The sequence below is a fragment of the Pseudomonas sp. R76 genome (assembly GCF_009834565.1).
Classification (GTDB): domain Bacteria; phylum Pseudomonadota; class Gammaproteobacteria; order Pseudomonadales; family Pseudomonadaceae; genus Aquipseudomonas.
In genome coordinates this window covers 201,323-219,951 of the sequence record NZ_CP019428.1, presented here as the reverse complement: position 1 = coordinate 219,951, position 18,629 = coordinate 201,323, and the positions used below count along the sequence as shown (strand labels likewise).

13 protein-coding genes and 1 pseudogene are annotated in these 18,629 nt (G+C 62.4%); 2 read left to right on the top strand and 12 right to left on the bottom strand.

Features of this window, described 5'->3' with window-relative positions; translation table 11 throughout:
* Window positions 1-197: 197 nt before the first annotated feature.
* Both PspR76_RS00960 and PspR76_RS00955 read right to left on the bottom strand, forming a co-directional pair.
* Complete coding sequence (locus PspR76_RS00960) at window positions 198-443, bottom strand: DUF2789 domain-containing protein (RefSeq protein WP_159953572.1); 246 nt, start codon at window positions 441-443, stop codon at window positions 198-200.
* A 118-nt stretch (window positions 444-561) separates the two neighbouring features.
* Complete coding sequence (locus PspR76_RS00955; protein WP_159953571.1) at window positions 562-2,175, bottom strand: glycosyltransferase family 39 protein; 1,614 nt, start codon at window positions 2,173-2,175, stop codon at window positions 562-564.
* A gap of 288 nt (window positions 2,176-2,463) precedes the next feature.
* Between PspR76_RS00955 and PspR76_RS00950 the strand changes: the two genes are divergently transcribed.
* Both PspR76_RS00950 and PspR76_RS00945 read left to right on the top strand, forming a co-directional pair.
* Window positions 2,464-4,629, top strand: a complete 2,166-nt coding sequence (locus PspR76_RS00950) for an outer membrane assembly lipoprotein YfiO (RefSeq protein WP_159953570.1) — start codon at window positions 2,464-2,466, stop codon at window positions 4,627-4,629.
* Window positions 4,626-5,330 (top strand): DUF3142 domain-containing protein, encoded by a 705-nt coding sequence (locus PspR76_RS00945; protein ID WP_159953569.1) that lies wholly within the window; start codon window positions 4,626-4,628, stop codon window positions 5,328-5,330. Before PspR76_RS00950 ends, PspR76_RS00945 begins: the two co-directional genes overlap by 4 nt.
* A gap of 108 nt (window positions 5,331-5,438) precedes the next feature.
* On the opposite strand, the gene PspR76_RS00940 is transcribed toward PspR76_RS00945, so the two are convergent.
* From PspR76_RS00940 to PspR76_RS00895, 10 genes and pseudogenes are all read right to left on the bottom strand, one after another.
* On the bottom strand, window positions 5,439-6,872 hold the full coding sequence (locus PspR76_RS00940; RefSeq protein WP_159953568.1) for an efflux transporter outer membrane subunit: 1,434 nt from the start codon (window positions 6,870-6,872) through the stop codon (window positions 5,439-5,441).
* On the bottom strand, window positions 6,869-7,927 hold the full coding sequence (locus PspR76_RS00935) for an HlyD family secretion protein (RefSeq protein WP_159953567.1): 1,059 nt from the start codon (window positions 7,925-7,927) through the stop codon (window positions 6,869-6,871). Before PspR76_RS00935 ends, PspR76_RS00940 begins: the two co-directional genes overlap by 4 nt.
* A 15-nt stretch (window positions 7,928-7,942) precedes the next feature.
* Entirely contained in the window at window positions 7,943-9,478 is a 1,536-nt protein-coding gene (locus tag PspR76_RS00930) for an MFS transporter (RefSeq protein WP_159953566.1), read from the bottom strand.
* Between the two features lie 234 nt (window positions 9,479-9,712).
* Window positions 9,713-10,630, bottom strand: a pseudogene (locus PspR76_RS00925) (LysR family transcriptional regulator); the annotation flags it as partial.
* Between the two features lie 65 nt (window positions 10,631-10,695).
* Window positions 10,696-11,544, bottom strand: coding sequence for an ABC transporter permease (locus PspR76_RS00920; protein ID WP_159953565.1), 849 nt, complete (start codon window positions 11,542-11,544; stop codon window positions 10,696-10,698).
* An 11-nt stretch (window positions 11,545-11,555) separates the two neighbouring features.
* Complete coding sequence (locus PspR76_RS00915; RefSeq protein WP_159953564.1) at window positions 11,556-12,407, bottom strand: ABC transporter ATP-binding protein; 852 nt, start codon at window positions 12,405-12,407, stop codon at window positions 11,556-11,558.
* A gap of 21 nt (window positions 12,408-12,428) precedes the next feature.
* Window positions 12,429-13,322, bottom strand: coding sequence for a TauD/TfdA dioxygenase family protein (locus PspR76_RS00910; RefSeq protein ID WP_159953563.1), 894 nt, complete (start codon window positions 13,320-13,322; stop codon window positions 12,429-12,431).
* Window positions 13,323-13,551: 229 nt separating this feature from the next.
* On the bottom strand, window positions 13,552-14,916 hold the full coding sequence (locus tag PspR76_RS00905; RefSeq protein WP_159953562.1) for an HlyD family type I secretion periplasmic adaptor subunit: 1,365 nt from the start codon (window positions 14,914-14,916) through the stop codon (window positions 13,552-13,554).
* Window positions 14,906-17,062, bottom strand: a complete 2,157-nt coding sequence (locus PspR76_RS00900) for a type I secretion system permease/ATPase (protein WP_159953561.1) — start codon at window positions 17,060-17,062, stop codon at window positions 14,906-14,908. The genes PspR76_RS00905 and PspR76_RS00900 overlap by 11 nt, the downstream gene beginning before the upstream one ends.
* A 41-nt stretch (window positions 17,063-17,103) precedes the next feature.
* The gene (locus PspR76_RS00895) at window positions 17,104-18,462 is read right to left on the bottom strand and encodes a TolC family outer membrane protein (protein ID WP_159953560.1); all 1,359 of its coding nucleotides are present in this window, start codon (window positions 18,460-18,462) and stop codon (window positions 17,104-17,106) included.
* Window positions 18,463-18,629 lie beyond the last annotated feature (167 nt).

The window sequence follows — 18,629 nt, the reverse complement described above, 5'->3', positions numbered from 1 at the left end:
TGCTGCAACACCACGAAACGAATGTGGGAGCGGGCTTGCTCGCGAATGCGGTGGATCAGTCGCCGAATTGGCCAGCTGACACACCGCATTCGCGAGCAAGCCCGCTCCCACATTTAGTTCAGTGTTGGCTTCGGGCTGATGGGCATCCGTACAAAACGTCAGCATTGAATCCCAAAACACGAACGAGGCCCGAGTTTTTACACCTCACGCCCCCTCCGCAACAACACATTCAGCTCATCCACCACCTCTGCCCAGTCGGCATCCTCTCGAATCTCTTCGCGCAAAAACGCTCTCTGACTGGGCGTCCAGAAAAACGCATCCGCCAGATGCAGTTCAGGCTTCAGCGGTGAATGAACCGTCACAAACTGCTCAATACTCACCGGGTCATCCGGCAGACCGAGCTGTTTGAACAGTGACGGCAGGCTGTGCACTGGCGATTCCATGGCTGGCTCCTATGAAGACGGTTCCTGCGAGTCTAGCCCACGCGCCAGCCAGGCCAACAACAGCAAGGGGTTGGCCCGGTACAGGTGTTCCGGGCATGTACGTAATGCCGATGCTCGATTACCGGCAACCCTCGGGCTGCGAGGGCTCTGGCCCGCGGCACAGCACAAACAAGCGCGCTCGTGCCCCGCCGCCGTCCTGCTGCAAAAGCTGGCGCCAGTCGGCGGGAATCGGGGCGAAATCATCGGGCATTTCATTGCTGCTGATCAGCCAGACGCGGTGCGTATCGGCGGGTAATGCCGACAAACGGTCCAGGTAAATACGCCCGCCGTCCTGATCCACCAACGTGCCGAAGCCATAGGCGTTCGGTCGGGTCGGGGTGCCGTCGGGTTTGGGTGGGGTGAAGAGCTGCAATTGGGCGTCGGTCTGGTCGTAATACACGTAGCTCAGGTACCACATCATGTCACTGAGAACGATGCGGTCGTCTTCCTGGTAATTGCGATTGACGAACTCCACCGGCACGTTGAATTGATCATGCTCGTCCACAGCGGCATTGTTCTTCAGGCCCAGCAGTTCCACGCCGACGAACAATACGAACAACGCCGCGCCCAGCCATGCCAAGCGCGGGGGCAAGCGGTCGATGGCCAACGCCACCAGAATCGGCAAGCCCAGTGCATACACCGTCAGGTAGCGCTCGATGAACACCGGCGAAACAAACGACACCGCATACACCAGCAGCAGCGGCAATAAAAAGAACAGCGCCAGCAGGCAAGCCGGGCGATAGCGCTCACGATCACGCCAGGCGGTGGCACCCACCACCGTGATCAACAACACAGGGAACAGCCAGAACAGCGGCGGCCAGAAGCCGATACCTTCATCCTGAAGCATGAACTGCCAGACCATCGACGGCACGGAAATCAGCGAAACCGGGTCTTCCCAGCCAATGTCACCGCCCACCTTGAGCTGCTCAACGTGTTGGATAAGGTCCAGCAGGTTCGGCAGCCACGGCAGGTACAACGCGACGATCAGCACGTTGGCGCACCACCACGACGGGCGAATGATCAAGCGTTGGCCGGGTGCCTGGGAGCGGCACAACACGCCCAGGTAAGCCCAATGCACCAGCACACACAGCGCGGTGAAATAGTGGGTGTAGAACGCGGCCGCCATCAGCACGACATAGGCGGCCAGGTATCGCGTGCGCTCGGGTTGGCGCACCCAGTACACCAGCGCCAGCGTGGCGCCCAGCAACCACACGGCCAGCAGTGAGTACATGCGCACTTCCTGGCTGTAACGCACCGCCGTCGGAAACAACGCCAGCAGCACGCCCGCCAGCACGGCGGCGCGACGCGTGGACAGCTGCCGCGTGAGCCAGATGCCCAGCCCCACCGCCGCTACGCCGGGCAGGGCACTCATGCCGCGAATCGACCAGATCCCATCGCCAAACAGCTCGATCCACCCGCGCAGCATGAAGAAGTACAGCGGCGGGTGCACATCATGGGCGGCGTGAAACCACAGGTCCTCCATGGCGTACTCGCTGAGCAGCAGGCTCGAACCTTCGTCGCCCCAGATCGCCGAAGCGGTCAGGCCATAAAAACGCACCGCCATGGCCAGCGCCAGAATCGGCACCCACCACAACCGGCTGAGCCAGCCGGCGCCTTCCCAGGCGCCCGAGAGGCGATTGACTGCGGGAAACGTCCCAATTTTGTCGTCTTGCTCTACCACAGACCGTCGCACCTCAATTCCCCTTATACCGCCCATTTCCCGGGCAAACCCTGCACACGTGCAAACAAGCGCCACTCTAGGACAAAAGCCCCGGTTTCGCTCGCTGATTTGCAACCGTCGGGCGGCACGCTGCGGGATTTGACTTGAACCTCATAAACCTGCGACTGCGCCTGGATTTCGCTGAGCATTGCCACGACCAAAAATCGGACAAATCAGCAATTTGTGTAGGCCTTCACCGAAGCCGCTGTCGGATCAAGCTATGATTGGCACCCTCCAAGGACTCAGGATCAAGGACACGTCATGCGCATCGGTTTTCTGTCACCCCTGGCACTGGCCCTGCTTGCCGGCATTTCCCTACCGGCCCAGGCCAGTTCGGACGACTCGTGTTACCCCGACTGGCGGGTGTCGCGTGACACGCTGGATCCCTGCAATAACCTGCCGTTCCTGAGCCCAGGCAATGACAGCCGGGCCAACCTGCGTTTATTGCTGGCCGACAAGAAAGCCGCGCCGCTGGCGCCCAATGCCTTGAGCGAAGATGACCTGGCCGAGGGTTTTGGCCCGGTGCCGTTCCCGGTGTATCGCCTGGTGCCGCGTGGCGAAGCCGAGCCCGTCAGCCCATCCGACGCCCCCAAAACCTCGCCACTCGATGCACTGCTTGAACCGCTGGGCATCAAGCGCGACAACGCTAAAGCCGCCGGCGATGCGTTCCTCAATGGCGAAGGCAGCCGCTGCCGCAGCAACGACGAGAACAGCGCTGCCGCGTTTATCCGCCAAGTGATCAAGGCCGATATGCCAGCCGCCGAACGCGATCTGCTGGTGAAGGCACGCCTGCAATTGCTCACCGCCTGCGAATGGGTAGGCCCGGTGGTCGAGCCGCCGCAAGATATCCAATCGAGCGAAGGCCAGCTGTTTCGCACGTACCTGCAAGCCGCCGCCGACTTCTACACCGGCCGCTTCACCGACGCCGGGCCTGGCTTCGTCGCCACCCAAAACGCTACTTCGCCCTGGCTGAAGGAAACCGCGCTGTACATGACCGCGCGCAACGCACTCAACCAGGCCCAGGCCAATACTTATGACGAAGACGGCGTGCCGCACCTCGACCGTGTGGATAAACCTGCGCTCGCCGAGGCCGAAAAGGGTTTCGACGCTTATCTGAAAACTTATCCACAGGGCGACTACAGCGCCTCTGCACGCGGCTTGCTGCGCCGGGTCTACTGGCTGGCGGACGATAACGAAAAACTCGCCGAAGCATTTGCCTGGCAACTGACCCAGGCCACCGACGAGCAGCGCAATGTGTCGGTGGATGAATTGGTCGAAGAGGCCGACCTCAAGCTGTTGATGGTCAATAGCGACACCGTCAAGACGCCGATGATCCAACTCGTCAGCGACCTGATGGTGATGCGTGGCGGCAACCAGCCCGCGCTCAGCCGCGCAGACCTTGAGAAGCAAAAAGCAGCGTTTGCCGATGAGCCGGCGTTTTACGACTACCTGTTAGCCGTGAGCGCGCTGTACGTCGAGCATCAACCGGATGCCGCCTTGAAGCAGTTGCCGCAAAGCGTGCCGTCGAGCCTGAATTACTTCGCCTTCAGCCAACAAACCCTGCGCGCCCTGGCACTGGAAGCCAAGCAAGACTGGAAAGGCGCACAAGACCTGTGGCTGCAACTGCTGCCGCTGGCCAAATTACCGCTGCAACGCGACCAGTTGGAATTGGCCCTGGCCCTCAACTACGAGCGCAGCGGCCAGTTGGCCAAGGTGTTCGCGGCGGATTCGCCAATCAGCGCCAAGCAGGTGCGTTATATCCTGCTGCGCAACGTTGCCGGGCCGGACTTGCTGCGCCAGCAGATCGCCAAGGCCGACGACCCGGTGGAACGCCAGACCGCACAATTCGTGCTGCTCTATAAAGACTTGCTGCGCGGCCAGTTCGCCACCTTCGCCGATGACCTCAAGCAACTGCCAACGCCGGCACCTGAAGACAAACTGGGCACCAGCCTGGGCTACGTCTGCAGCGGCGGCCAGAGCTTGAAGCTGTTCCAGTGGAACGGCGACAAAGCCGAATCCGGCTACAGCTGCCCGGCCATCGCGCAAACCGCTGCCACCTTGCAAACCGATGCGAAAAACCCGCAGGCCCTGAACTGCTTCGGTGAGTTCATCCTGCGCAATAACCTCGACGGCATGCCCCTGGAACAGGCACGCGCCGCCGGCAGCCTGGGCAGCACCGCGACGCAATTCCCCGGTGAAACCTTCTCGCGGCTCAACGGCTACAAGCAGGTGATCGCCAACGCCAAAGCGCCGAAGAACGACAAGGCCTACGCACTGTTCCGCGCCATCAACTGCTATGCCCCGGCCGGCTACAACAGCTGCGGCGGCGATGACGTTGAGCCCGCCGTGCGCAAGGCGTGGTTCCGCCAGCTGAAAAGCGGCTTTGCCGACACCCAGTGGGGCAAATCGCTGCAGTACTACTGGTGAAACACCTGTGGCTCGGCTTGCTGCTGCTGGCAAGCCCGGCCTTTGGCGCCGTGGACGCTCGCGACTACGACGCCTTCTGGTTGTGGAGTGGCGTCACCCCGCAGCCGGTGCTTAAACAGGCCAACACCCTGTACATCCTGCAAGGCCAGATCAACTCCACCCGCCGCGCACCCGAGCGCGGCGTGCAACTGATCGCCCAGGGCCTCGGCATACCGCGCCTCACCCGTGGCGAGGTCTGGGTGGTCTACCGCGCCCACACCCTGCACTGGCCGGAGCGGGTCTACACCCAGCTGCTCGGCCAGGTGCAACGCTGGCGCGACGCGGGCAACCCGGTGGTCGGCATCCAGATCGACTTCGACGCCCGCACCCAATACCTGCACGAATACGCCGACTTCCTGCGCGACCTGCGCCACCGCCTGCCCGCCGACTTGAAGCTGAGCATCACCGGGCTGATGGACTGGAGCAGCAACGCCGACCCAAGCGCCATCGCCCAGCTCAAAGGCGTGGTGGATGAAGTGGTGGTGCAGACCTATCAAGGGCGCCACAGCATCCCGGATTACGCGGCGTATTTGCCGCGCATGAACCGGCTGGGATTGCCGTTCAAGGTGGGGCTGATTCAGGGTGGCGTGTGGGAGGCGCCGGGGTATTTGAAGGGGAATGAGTGGTTTCGCGGGTATGTGGTGTTTTTGCAAAACCAGTAATCACCCCGTGTGGGAGCGGGCTTGCCCGCGATAGCGGCAGTTCAGTCAAAGGGATGTTGAATGATCTGCCCTCATCGCGGGCAAGCCCGCTCCCACAGGGCGTTGTGTTTAACCTGCGGGATACACCGACTCCCACCCGCCACCCAGCGCCTTATACAACCCAACCATGGCCAGCGACACGCCCGTGGAGCTTTCCACCCACTGTTCCTGCGTCGCCAGCAGCGCGCTCTGCACCGTGAGCACGTTGACGAAATCCACCACGCCTTCGACGTATTGATGTTGCGCAGTGCTCAGTGCGATCTGGTTCTGGCGTACCGCTTCGGCGAGGCTGTCGCGGCGCAGTTGGCTGGCGTTGTAGCGGGTCAGCTGGTCGTCGATTTCATGCCAGGCGCGCAGCACGGTTTGCTGGTAGGCAAGCGCGGCTTCCTGTTGCTGGGCTTCGCGCAGGTTCAACATGCCTTGCAGGCGCCCGCCGTTGAACAGCGGCAGGCTGAATTGCGGGCCGAAGGCGAACGCGCGCGAGCCCCACGAGCCGAAATCCGACAGTTGCAAGGCCTGGGAGCCGAGGCTGCCCGACAGGGTGATGCGCGGGTAGAAGTCGCCCTTGGCCACGCCGATGTTGGCGGTGGCGGCGTGCAGGCGCGCTTCGGCCTGGCGGATGTCGGGGCGGCGCTCGGCCAACTCCGACGGCAAGCCGATGGCAACCTGACGCTGGGTTTGCGGCACGGCGGCGTCCTTGGACAACTGCGCGTGCAGGGCTTGGGGCGGTTCGCCCATCAACAGGCTCAGGGCGTTGATCAACTGGTCCTGGCGCTGCTGCAGCTCCGGCAGGCGCGCTTCGATGGCGGCGACCTGGGCGGCGGCTTCGGCCACGTCCAGGTCGGTCGCCACGCCGTCGGCCAGGCGCAATTGCGAGAGCTTGAGGCTGTGGCGCGCAACGTCGAGGTTCTGCTCGGTGACGGCGCGGGTGTTCTGCACGCCGCGTAGCTGGATGTAGTCCTGCGCAGTCTCGGCGAGTACCGACAGCAGTACGGCGCGGCGGTCGTTTTCGGCCACTTGCAGGGTGGCGTCGGCGGCTTCGGTTTCGCGTTTTACGCGGCCCCAGAAGTCCAGCTCCCAGGCGGCGGAGAAGCCCATATCCCATTGGTTGTAGGCGGACTGGCCATTCTCACCGGACGGGTCGCTCAAGCCTTTGCCGCTGTTGCGTTGACGCAGGTAGTCACCGGTGGCGTTGACGTTGGGATAACGCTCGGCAGTGGTCACCTGGCGCACGGCGCGGCTTTGTTGCAGGCGGCTGCTGGCGAGTTTCAGGTCGAGGTTGTCGGTGAGCGCACGACGGGTGAGCGCCGAGAGTTGCTCGTCGTGGAACACGTCCCACCAACGCTCCTGCAACGGGTCCGTCACCGCGCGGCTGGCGGCTTGGCGGCCCTGGGGTTCGGCCCACTGAGTGACTTGCGGGCTTTGGGGCTTCTGGAAGTCCGGGCCGACGGTGCAGGCGCTGAGGCTGATCAGGCTCACGGTGAGCCAGGCGAAGTGTCTCATTGCTGCGCTACCTCACGCGGCTGCGTGACCGGCTGGGTGTCGACGCTGGCTTCCACCGACATGCCGACGCGCAGGCGCTCGGTCAGCGGCTGGTTGGGCTCAAGGATGATTTTTACCGGAATGCGCTGCACCACCTTGGTGAAGTTGCCGGTGGCGTTGTCGGGTTTGACCGAGGCAAAGGTCACGCCAGTGGCCGGCGCCAGGCTTTGCAGATGGCCGTTGAGCAGCTCGCCGTCGAGGCTGTCGACGCGCACTTGCACGGCTTGGCCGGCGTGCATATGCGACAGTTGGGTTTCCTGGAAATTGGCCACCACATAGGCCTCGGCCAGCGGCACTACCGCGAGGATCTTGCTGCCCGGCGTCACATACGCACCCACCCGCACCGCACGCTCGCCGACCATGCCGTCCACCGGCGCGACGATGCGCGTGTAGGACAGCTGATAGCTGGCCATTTCCAGCGCCGCCTGGGCGCGTTTAAGTCCACCTTCAGCGGCATCGCGCTGGGCGGTGAGGATTTCCACCTGCTTGCGCTCGGCCGCCAGCACCGCCGTGGCATTCGCCAGGCGCGCGGTGGCCTGGTCGATGCGGGTCTTGGCCTGCTGGGCGTTCTGCACAGTGCCCGCGCCCACACCGGCGAGGTGGTTGTAGCGGTTCAGCTCGTGCTCGGCGAAGGCCACTTCGGCGCGGTCTGCCGACACGGTGGCCTGGGCCTGGGCGATTACCGAGCTTTGGCGCTCAAGGGTCGCGGTAGCGTTTTTCAGTTGCGCCTGGGCGACCAGGGTATCGGCGTCGGCGGCTTGGGCGGCGGCGCGAAAGTCGCGGTCGTCGATCAGCGCCAACAGTTGGCCGGCCTTGACCCGCTGGTTGTCTTCCACCAGCACTTCCTTGATGAAGCCCGCCACGCGCGGCGCCACCAGGGTGAAGTCGGCGGCGACGAAGGCGTCGTTGGTGGTCTGGCGCTTGCTGCCCAGCACGCCCGGCGCGACCAGGTAAACCAGTACGCCGACGGCAAACACGGCAATAACGGAGACGGCAATTTTGTCTTTGCGTTTCATGAGAAGTCCTTTCAGTCAGGTCGGTGCGCGCGGTGGAAAAATCCGCGTCGGCATCCAGAAAATCAGCAGGATCAGCGCCACCGCGACGGCGGCCATGACGTAATAAAGATCCGCAGAGGTCAGCACCACAGCCTGTTCGTGCAGGCGGTGAGCGAGGCCCGGCGCGTCGCCGTCGGCCAGGGGCGAGTTGCCCAGGCCGTCCACCAACATCGTCGAGTGAAAGTGCAGGCGCTGCGTGGTCAGCGTGTCCAGCACGGCGGTGGCGATCACGGCGGCGAGGCCTTTGACGGTGTTGAACCAGGCCGAGGCGAACGGCCCGTCCATCGGTTGGATGCTGCCGGTAGAAAGCATCAACAGTGGCAACACGGCCATGGGCTGACCGAAGATTTGCAGCAGGTACAGGCCGTAGAAATCGTCGCGAATCCACTCCGACGTCAGGTGCGCGCTGCCCACGCAGCACAGCACCAGCATGCTCAGGCCGAGCCCCAGCACCCAACGGCAGTCGACCCAACGCAGGTTGCACAGCGCCGCCACCAGCGGCAGCGCGATCAACTGCGGCAGCGCCATCAGCAGCATCACCGGCGCAGTTTGCAGCGGCCGGTAGCCCTGCACCTGAGCAAGGAAACTCGACGGAATGATGATCACCGAGGTCAGCACCATCAGCACGCCCGCCAGCACGATCAAGGCAAATGCCAGGTTGCGCAGGCCGAGCATCTGCAACTTGAAGAACGGAATCGGCTGCGACCATTCATTGATCAGAAACAGCACCAGCAACAGCGTGCCGCCACTGAGCAAAAACGTGATCAGGCCGGACTCGAACCAGTCCAGGCGATTGCCTTGCAACAGCCCGATCACCAGCATGCAGATCGCCGGGAAGCCGGTCAGCAGGCCACGCCAATTGAACTGCTTGAAGCGCTCCAGGCGCAGTGGGTCCTGGGGCAAGCCGTAGGCCACGGCGGCCATCGCCAGCAGGCATGGCGCGACAATCTGCCAGAACGCCCATTGCCAGCCGACATATTCGGTCCACAGCGCCGCCAGCGGCGTGCCCAGGCTCGGGCCGAAGGTGGCGGTGAGCGCATAGCCGGCCAGGCCATACAGCTTGACGTTGGCCGGCAGAAAACGCAGCGCCACGGTCATCAACATCGGCGGTAACGCGCCACCGGCCAGGCCTTGCACGGTGCGCAGCACCAGCAGGCTTTCGTAGTTCGGCGCAAATGGGCACAGGATGCCCAGCACGGTGAACAAACCGATGGCGCAGAGGGTGAAGCGGCGCAGGGAAAACGTCACCGAACACCACGGCGCGAAGGCCATGGCCGCCACTGAAGTGGCGGTGTAGGCGGCGACCAGCCAGGTGCCTTCGTCAAAGCCGATATACAGCGCACCCCGGATATCAGCGAGGGCGACCTTGGTGACCATCTCGTTAAGGCCGGACACCAGCACCGCCAGCAATACGCCGACCAGGCCGATGATAATGCGCGGGCCGAACACGGGAGGGTTGAGCGCAGTGGGTTGGGCTGCAGCCTGTAAGGCGGGGGCAGCGAGGGAAGTCATGAACGGGTAACTCGGGGTTAGAAATACCCGAGCAGTTTAATCAGGCGAACCCATGACAAAAAGTTACTTGTTGGCAGCTTATAAGTGCACCAGACGCAACTGTTAGCCACCGTTTGACCCTGTGGGAGCTGGGCTTGTCCGCGATGCAAACAACTCGGTCCGCCTGCAAACGTGCGGTGATGCTATCGCAGGCAAGCCAGCTCCCACATGTTGATCCAGTGCAGGTGAGATTGAGGTGGGCTGCGCTTCGAGCCAGGTGGCGTGGCAGCTTTCGCGCATGGTTTCGCGCAGCCATTTGTGCGCCGGGTCTTTGTCGAAGCGTGGGTGCCAGGATTGCGCCAACATCAGCGTCGGCAGGGAGATCGGCAACTGGAAGGCGCGCAACGGCAGCTTCAGGCGATTGGCACTCAGCAGGGCTTCCTTGGGCACCGGCAGCAGCAGGTCGGAATCGGGCAGCATGAACATCGCGCCATGAAAGCCCGGTGCGATCATTGCCACGCGGCGCTCCAGGCCCAGGGCATTCAGCGCGGTGTCGATTGGCCCGCGGGCAATGCCACGGCGCGAAATACTGATGTGGGAGTAGCTGGCGAATCGCGCGGCGGTGATTTCTTCGTCAAACAGCGGGTGGTCTTCGCGCGCGAGGCCAACGAAGGTGGTGGAAAACAGGTTTTGCACCTTCACTTCCGGGCTGGGCGGCCTGGAATTACTCACTCGCAGGTCCAGCCGCCCTTCACGCAGCGCCTCGTCGTCGGTGTCGCCTTCGGGCACGAAGCACAGCTCGCAAAACGGCGCCACGCGCTCCATGGTGTCGAACAGCCGACCGCCGTAGACGCCGATAAAGAAGTCATTGGCGCGCACACTGAAGCGGCGGCGCAAGGTGCTCAGGTCAACCTCATCCGCCGAACGAAACAGCAACGCCGCCTGCTCCACCACGTTGCGCACCTGGCCTTGCAGTTGCAGCGCCTTGGGCGTTGGCACCAGGCCGCGACCGGCGCGCACCAGGATCGGATCACCGACCGCCTCGCGAATGCGCGTGAGGGTGCGGCTCATGGCGGCCGGGCTCAGGTTCATCCGCCGTGCGGCGCCGACCACACTGCCCTCGTCGAGCAAGGCGTCGAGGGCGACCAGCAGGTTCATGTCCGGTAATTGCATGCCAAGCACTCATGGTCGGTGGAGAGTGAATTGCGTGCAATCGTAGCAGGATTAAAACCGCGGGTTCAGCGCTGCATGCCCCAGCGTTTCACCGTCAGCCGCTCGAACGTATCGAACACCAGGTTTTCCACCAGCAAGCCAATCAGGATCACCACGGCCAAACCGGCAAACACCTTGTCGGTGTACAGCTCATTGCGGTTCTGGAAGATGTACCAGCCCAACCCGCCTTTGCCGCTGGTGGCGCCGAACACCAGCTCGGCGGCGATCAGTGTGCGCCAGGCGAAGGCCCAGCCAATCTTGAGCCCGGCGAGGATCGACGGCAGCGCCGCCGGGATCAGGATGAACAGCACGAAACGCATGCCCTTGAGGCCATAGTTGCGCCCCGCCATGCGCAGGGTTTCGGAGACGCCGAGAAACCCGGAATAGGTATTCAGCGCCAAGGCCCACAGCACCGAATGCACCAGCACAAAAATCAGGCTGTTCTGCCCCAGGCCGAACCACAGCAGCGCCAGCGGCAGCAAGGCGATGGCTGGCAGCGGGTTGAACATCGAGGTCAGCGTGCTCAGCAGGTCGCGGCCCAACTGCGTCGACACCGCCAACGTGGTCAGGGCGAATGCCAGCACAATGCCGATCAGGTAGCCCTTGATCAGCACTGCCAGCGAGATGCTCACTTTACTGAGCAACTCACCGCTGAGCAGGCCGTCGTAGAGCGCGTGAAAGGTCTGCAGGAAGCTCGGCAGCAGCAGGTCGTTGTTCTGATAACGCGCGACGGCCTCCCAGAGAATGGCGAGCACGATCAGGATCAAGCCCTTGCGCAGCCAGCCTTGTTGCCACAGGCGCTGACGCAGCGGCAGCTCGCGTTCGACGGGGACGCTGAGCAGCGGTTCGAGGTTTATTTCAAATTCCTGGCGCATACGTCGGCCTCTTAGTAAGCGATGCGGATATCGGCGAAACCCAACTCACGTTCGGCCTCGGGCGCTTCATCGAACAGCAGGCGATGAATACGCCGCGCCGACGCCTGGAATTCCACACCGCCGAGGCTGTGCAGGTCGTATTGATGGCTGTGGATTTCGGCACGCACACGCCCTGGGTGCGGCGATAGCAACAGGATGCGATTGCCCACCACCAGCGCTTCTTCGATGGAGTGGGTGACGAACAACAGGGTGAAGCGCACCTCTTCCCAGAGCAGCAGCAATTCTTCCTGCATCTTGCGCCGGGTCAGGGCGTCGAGCGCGGCAAAGGGCTCGTCCATCAGCAGGATTTTCGGCTGCATGGCCAAGGCGCGCGCGATGGCCACGCGGGCTTTCATGCCGCCGGAAAGGGTATGCGGGTAGGCATCGGCGAACGCACTCAAGCCAACTTTTTCGAGGTAGTGCAGCGCGCGTTCTTCGGCTTCGCGGCGCTTCAAGGTTTTCGACGCCAACAGCGGGAACATCACGTTCTGCTTGACGGTTTTCCACGGCGGCAGCTGGTCGAATTCCTGGAATACCACGATGCGATCCGGGCCGGGCTGTTCGACCTTTTGCCCCAACAGGCGAATCTCGCCTTCGCAGGGTGTGATAAACCCGGCAATCGACTTGAGCAAGGTGGATTTGCCGCAACCCGAAGGGCCGAGCAGTACGTAGCGGTCTGCCGGGTCGATCTCGAAACTGACTTGATGGGTGGCACGTACCACACGCTCGGGCGTGCGGTACTCGAGGCTGACGTTATCCACCGCCAGTAACGGACCGGCAGTGTTCAGGTTGCTGGCCGCGTGGCCTTGCAGGGGCGCGTTCATTTCATTTCTCTTGCCGGGGAATCAGAAAGGCGCGTCGCCCTGGATGGTGGTGCGAAACAGCTTGCGGCGCAGATGGCCTGGGCAACCGGCGGCCAGGTGGATCAGCGAGCGGTTGTCCCAGAACACCAGGTCGTGGGGCTGCCACTGGTGGCGGTAGATATTGTGCGGCAGCACGCTGTGGGCGTAGAGCTGGGCCAGCAGGTCGCGGCTTTCGTCTTCCGGCAGGCCAACGATGCGCGTGGTGAAGCCTTCGCTGACGAACAGCGCCTTGCGGCCGTTTTCGGGGTGGGTGCGCACAATCGGGTGCACCACTTCGGCAACCTGGGCGAGCTGCTCAGGCGTGAGGGTTGGGCGCCAGTTGCCTTCGAATTTGGTTTCGCTGTAACGCGCGGTGTAGGAATGCGCAGCGCTGCGGCCTTCGACGGCTTTACGCAGGTGCTCGGGCAGTTGGTCCCAGGCTTTGTGCATGTCAGCGAACAGCGTGTCGCCGCCTTCGGACGGCAGCTCCTGGGCATGCAGCATCGAGCCGAGGCTGGGCAGTTCTTTGTATGACAGGTCGGAGTGCCAGAATTTGCCCGCGTCGCCCAGGCCGATGGATTGGCCGTTTTCGATGATGTTGGAGACGATCAGGATTTCCGGGTGGTTGGCCAGCAGGAACTGTTTGAGCACATGAATCTGCAGCACGCCGAAGCGGCGACTGAAGGCGATCTGTTGTTCGGGGGTGATGCGCTGGTCGCGGAACACTACGACATGGTGGTTCAGGTGGGCGCGGTGAATGCGCGCGAAATCCTGGTCGTTGACCGGGCGGGACAAGTCCAGGCCGACGATCTCGGCGCCGACGCTGCCGGGAAAGGGGCGGATGTCGAAGGTTTGGGCGGTAGAGGTCGCTGTTGGAACAGTAGAGGTGGCGGACATGAGGGCACTCCCGGTCGGACAGGGGAGTGACTTTATAGATATAAGAACGGGCGATTAAATACCGTTAGTGAATAACGATATGCAATAGGGTTGGGATCTGCGGTGAAGCTGATGGCGCCATCGCAGCGATGCGGCGACCCGACAAGCCAGCTCCCACATTTGAATGTGTTCACAAATCAAAATGTGGGAGCTGGCTTGCCTGCGATGAGGCCCCAACAGGCGCTGGAGATTACCGCTCGTGCAACGCCTCGGCCCGCGCCTTGATGATCGGCTTGAGCAGGTAGCTCAGGATGCTTTTCTTGCCGGTGATGATGTCCACCGAGGCCACCATGCCGGGGATGATCAGCAACGGCTTCTCATCGGTGCCCAAATGGCTGCGGTCGGTGCGCAAGGTGATCATGTAGTAGGTGGTTTTTTTGTCTTCATCGGTGATGGTGTCGGCACCGATGCGTTCGAGCTTGGCCTTCAGGCCGCCATAGATGGTGTAGTCATAGGCGGTGAATTTGACGATCGCTTCCTGCCCTGGGTGCAAGAAAGCGATGTCTTGCGGGCGGATCTTGGCTTCCACCAGCAGGGTGTCGTTAAGCGGCACGATTTCGACCATGTCACTGCCCGGCTGGATCACGCCGCCGACGGTGTTGACCAGCAGCTGCTTGACGATGCCGCGCACCGGCGAGGTGACCAGCGTACGGCTGACCCGGTCTTCGAGGGCGCGGCCGGTGGATTCGGCCTTGTTCAGTTCGGTGCGCGCTTCGTTGAGCTGGGTCAGCGCTTCGCTGCGGAATTTGCCACGGGTTTCGTCGATCTTGCGCTGCACTTCCTTGATCGCCGATTCGGCGCGGGGAATCGCCAACGTGGTGGCGTCCAACTGACCACGGGTTTCCATCTCGGCACGCTTGAGACGCAGCACTTCCACCGGCGATACCGCGCCCTGGGCCACCAATGGCTCGGACATGTTGATTTCCTGGCGTTGCAGCGACAGTTGGCTGCGGTATTGGCCTTGCTTGGAGGTGAACTCGCGCAGTTCCTGTTGGCGCTGCACCAGTTGCTCCTGCAAGCCACCGACTTCGTCTTTCAACTGCTGGCGGCGGCTCTCATACAGCGAGCGCTCGTTGGCGGCCTGGCTTGGCGCGGCCTTGAGCACGTCGTCGGGGATGTTCAGCGGGCGGTCGTCCACTTGCGCGCTCAGGCGCTCGACGCGCAGTTGCATGGCCAGGCGCAAGGCTTCGGTTTCACCGGCGTTGGAGACGAACCGCGTGTCATCGAGGCGAATCAGCGGCGCGCCGGCTTCGACGATCTGGCCTTCCTTGACGAACAGCTCGGAGACGATACCGCCTTCCAGGTTCTGGATTTTCTGCAGCTTGGACGACGGAATCGCCTTGCCGTCGCCACGGGTGACTTCGTCGATGCTGGAAAAACCGGCCCACACAACCAGGAACACGAAGAACGCGATGATCGCCCAGATGGTCAGGCGGATAACTCGCGGCGCATCTTCGATCAGCGCTTTGTTGACCTCGGGCAGGGGTTGGCCCTGCAGCGAGTCGGTGCCTTTGAAGTAGCGGCCGACCGCGCTTTTGATGGAGTTAAGCAACACTGATCTGCCCCTTTTTCAACGCTTCCATAACCACGGCTTTCGGGCCGTCCGCGAGGATCTGCCCACGGTCGACCACCAGCAGGCGGTCCACCAGGGAGAGCAGTGAGGCACGGTGCGTGACCAGCACCACGGTCTTGTTTTGCACCACGGCTTGCAGGCGTTGTTTCAAGCGTTCTTCACCGGTGTTGTCCATGGCGCTGGTGGGTTCGTCCAGCAGCAGGATGGGCGGGTTGAGCAGCAATGCGCGGGCAAGGGCGACGTTCTGGCGCTGGCCGCCGGACAGGTTCTGCCCACGCTCGCCGACTTGCAGCTCATAACCTTGAGGGTGCAGGCGCGCGAATTCGTGCACGCCGGCCAGTTCGGCGGCTTGCAGGACCATTTCGTCTTCGACGTAACGCGCACCGGACACCAGGTTGTCGCGCAGGGTGCCGGCGAGCAATTGAATGTCTTGGGCGACGTAGCCGATGTTATGGCGCAGTTCGCTCACGTCGATCTGGCGCACGTCCACGCCGTCCACCAGCAAGGCGCCGGAGTCGGGCTGGTAAAGGCCGACGATCAGTTTGGCCAGGGAGCTTTTGCCCGAGCCGCTACGGCCGATGATGCCGATTTTCTCACCGGGCTTGATCACCAGGTTGATATTTTTCAGCGCGGCGTTCTGTTGGTTCGGGTAGGTGAAGTTCAGGCCCCGGCACTCGATGGCACCTTGCAGAGTGCGACGGCTCATGGGGCGCTCTTCGAAATTGCGCTCCTGGGGCAGCTCCATCATCTGGTCCACCGAGGTCATCGTGACCTTGGCTTGCTGGTAGCGGGTCAGCAGGCCCGACAGCGAAGCCAGCGGGCTCAGGGCGCGGCCACTGAGCATGTAGCAGGCGATCAGGCCGCCCATGCTGAGGTTGCCGTCGATGATCTGGTACACGCCGAACACGATCATGATCACGCCGGCCAGTTGCTGGATCAGCAGGGTCATGTTCATCGACAGGCCCGACAGCAACTTCACGCGCAGCTCAAGCCGGCTGAGGGTGCCGATGGTCTGTTCCCAGCCGTACTGGCGCTCGCTCTCGGCGTTGTTGACCTTGACTGCGTCCAGCCCGGCGAGGGTTTCGATCAGGCTGGACTGGCGCTCGGCGGCCAGAGCCATGGTTCGTTCCATGGTCGCCACCAGCGGTTTTTGCAGGGCGTAGCCGATGCCCAGGGCAATCGGGAAAGCCAGCACGGGGATCCATACCAAGTGGCCGCCGAGGATGGCGATCACCAGGAAGATCAGCAGGGTGAACGGCAGGTCGATCAGGCTGGTGAGGGTCAGCGACGCGAGGAAATCGCGCAGGCTCTGAAACTCATGGATGTTCTGCGCAAAGCTGCCGACCCGCGCAGGGCGGTACTTCATGGACATGCCGACGATGCGCTCGAACAGCGTGGCCGAGATGATCAGGTCGGTCTTTTTACCGGCCAGGTCCAGGCACAGGCTGCGCAGGCTTTTGAGGATCAGGTCGAACAGGTACGCGCCGCAGATACCCACGGCCAGCACCCACAAGGTGGCCGTGGCCTGGTTCGGCACCACACGGTCGTACACGTTCATCACAAACAGCGGCGCGGCCATGGCGATGATGTTGATCAGGAAGCTCGCAGCAATGGCGTCGGTGTACAGCCAACGCGAACGCTTGAGGGTGTCGCGAAACCACGAACGCGCCCGAGGAATCAGGGTGCCGTGGTTGACGTCGAATTTATGTTGCGGCTGGGCGAAGAAGACTTTGCCGATGTAGTCGTCGGCCAACAGCTCGCGCTTGATCAGCACTTCACCGCCATCGCTTTCGCTGAGCAGGACCCGCGCTTCGTCTTCGCCTTGCCAACCGACCAGCACGGTACTGCGACCGTCCTTGAGCAACAGCAGCGCCGGCAGGGCAATCGTCGGGATCTGTTCCAGCTTGCGTTGCAACACCCGGCCCTGCAGCCCGGCACGCGCGGCTGCGCGTGAGAGCAAGTCGGCACTCAAGCGCTGCGAGGGCAGCGGCAGGCCGGTGGTGAGCATGGCCGCACTAGCCGGTTTTTGATGCAGGGCACAGAGCGCCAACAACCCGTCGAGTAACGGGTCGTCGTGCAGCGTGCGTGGATCATGACTGAGATGAACTCGACTGACTTCGGATTCCACGCGCTGCACTCTCGACTAACAGTTGGGGCTATTGGGGTGACTCAATTCATCCCAGGCAGTTGGACTTTTGGCTTCACGTCGTTCTGGACGACGGAGGCCATCGGTGCGACCACTCCCTGGCTTTTGAGCAATTCGCCCATGGTCGCCTTGATTCGATATTGAGTAAATAACTGAATGTTCTTGATCTCTTCCAAACGACGGGAAGCGGTGAACAATTCGTTCTCGCTGTCGAGCAAGTCGAGCAGGGTACGCTGGCCCAGGCTGAACTGTTGTTGGTAGGACGTGCGCACGCGGGTGCTGTGATCCACGTATTGCTGGGCGACCGGCAATTGCGCGTTGGCGTTGTTCAAGGCGTTCCAGGCCAGGCCCAGTTCTTCGTTGAGTTGGCGCAAAGCATTGTTGCGGATATCCAGCGCCTGGCTGGCCTGGTAGGACTTGGATTGCAGGTCAGCCTTGTTGCTGCCACCGGCAAACAGGTTGAAGCGCATGCGCACCATGGCTTCCCAACCGTTGCTGTGACCGGCGTCGCCGCCGACGTTGTTGTCGGCATTAGTGCCAAGCTCAGCATCAAAGCGCGGGTAAAAGCTGGACTTGGCCGCTTCGTACTGACTTTCGGCGGCGGAAATATCCGACTCGGCCGAACGCAGGACGGGGCTGTTGTCGAGCATCTGGCGGCGTGCTTCGTTGAAGTCAGCCGGCAGCATGGCCATGAACGGCGCCGGGCGCTCGAGCTGGTCGGGCATCTGGCCGACGGCGCTGAGGTAATTGACTTGAGAGTCGGCCAGGTTGGTCTGCTCGGTGATCAGGTTGTTGCGGGCCTGGGCCAGACGCGCTTCGGCCTGATCCTGGTCGGCACCATTACCAACGCCACGCTGGGTGCGCAGCTTGATCTGGTCGTAGATACGTTCGTGGTTGCGCAGGTTTTCTTCAGCCAGGCGCACGAACTCACGGCGAGTCAGCACATCCAGGTACACCTGGGCGACGGTCAACCCGGTGCGCTCGGAAGTACCCAGCAAGGAGTAAGCGCGGGAATTGACGTTGGCTTGTTGACGCCCGACTTCGCTGGAAGTGGCGAAGCCGTCAAAAATCATCTGCTGCAAACGCAGGCTGGATTCGCCCCGGTTGTGCGTGTCCCACTGGTTGCCGTTCGGGCCGCTGACGGCGCGAGTGTTGGAATCGTCAGTACCTTCACGGCCATAACCGGCGTTCAAATCAACGCGAGGCAGGTAACCACCTTGGGCGGCGCGCAATTGGTAATCGGCGGCGATACGGCTGTTCACACCGGCCTGAATTTCCGGGTGCACATCTAATGCCTGCTGCATGGCCTGGGGCAATGTTTGGGCTTGTACAAAACTGGCGGCGAGAGCGAACGGTATAGCCATAAACAGGTGCAAACGCATTTAAAAATTCCCCAGGACTTCTTGTCTCAAATCACAGCGATTGGCCTCGCTGAGTCGGATAATGGCTACCGTAATGACCGTACGTCGGAAAGTTCAAAAAGCGGAACTGCTTCACACATGTAGGACGGTTCGCCGCATAAATATCAATGTGACATTACGGGGCCAAT

Coding starts and splice junctions, on each gene's coding strand:
- PspR76_RS00960 (WP_159953572.1), bottom strand. CDS start 443: ATGGAATCGCCAGTGCACAGCCTGCCGTCACTGTTCAAACAGCTCGGT.
- PspR76_RS00950 (WP_159953570.1), top strand. CDS start 2,464: ATGCGCATCGGTTTTCTGTCACCCCTGGCACTGGCCCTGCTTGCCGGC.
- PspR76_RS00940 (WP_159953568.1), bottom strand. CDS start 6,872: ATGAGACACTTCGCCTGGCTCACCGTGAGCCTGATCAGCCTCAGCGCC.
- PspR76_RS00935 (WP_159953567.1), bottom strand. CDS start 7,927: ATGAAACGCAAAGACAAAATTGCCGTCTCCGTTATTGCCGTGTTTGCC.
- PspR76_RS00930 (WP_159953566.1), bottom strand. CDS start 9,478: ATGACTTCCCTCGCTGCCCCCGCCTTACAGGCTGCAGCCCAACCCACT.
- PspR76_RS00920 (WP_159953565.1), bottom strand. CDS start 11,544: ATGCGCCAGGAATTTGAAATAAACCTCGAACCGCTGCTCAGCGTCCCC.
- PspR76_RS00915 (WP_159953564.1), bottom strand. CDS start 12,407: ATGAACGCGCCCCTGCAAGGCCACGCGGCCAGCAACCTGAACACTGCC.
- PspR76_RS00910 (WP_159953563.1), bottom strand. CDS start 13,322: ATGTCCGCCACCTCTACTGTTCCAACAGCGACCTCTACCGCCCAAACC.
- PspR76_RS00895 (WP_159953560.1), bottom strand. CDS start 18,462: ATGCGTTTGCACCTGTTTATGGCTATACCGTTCGCTCTCGCCGCCAGT.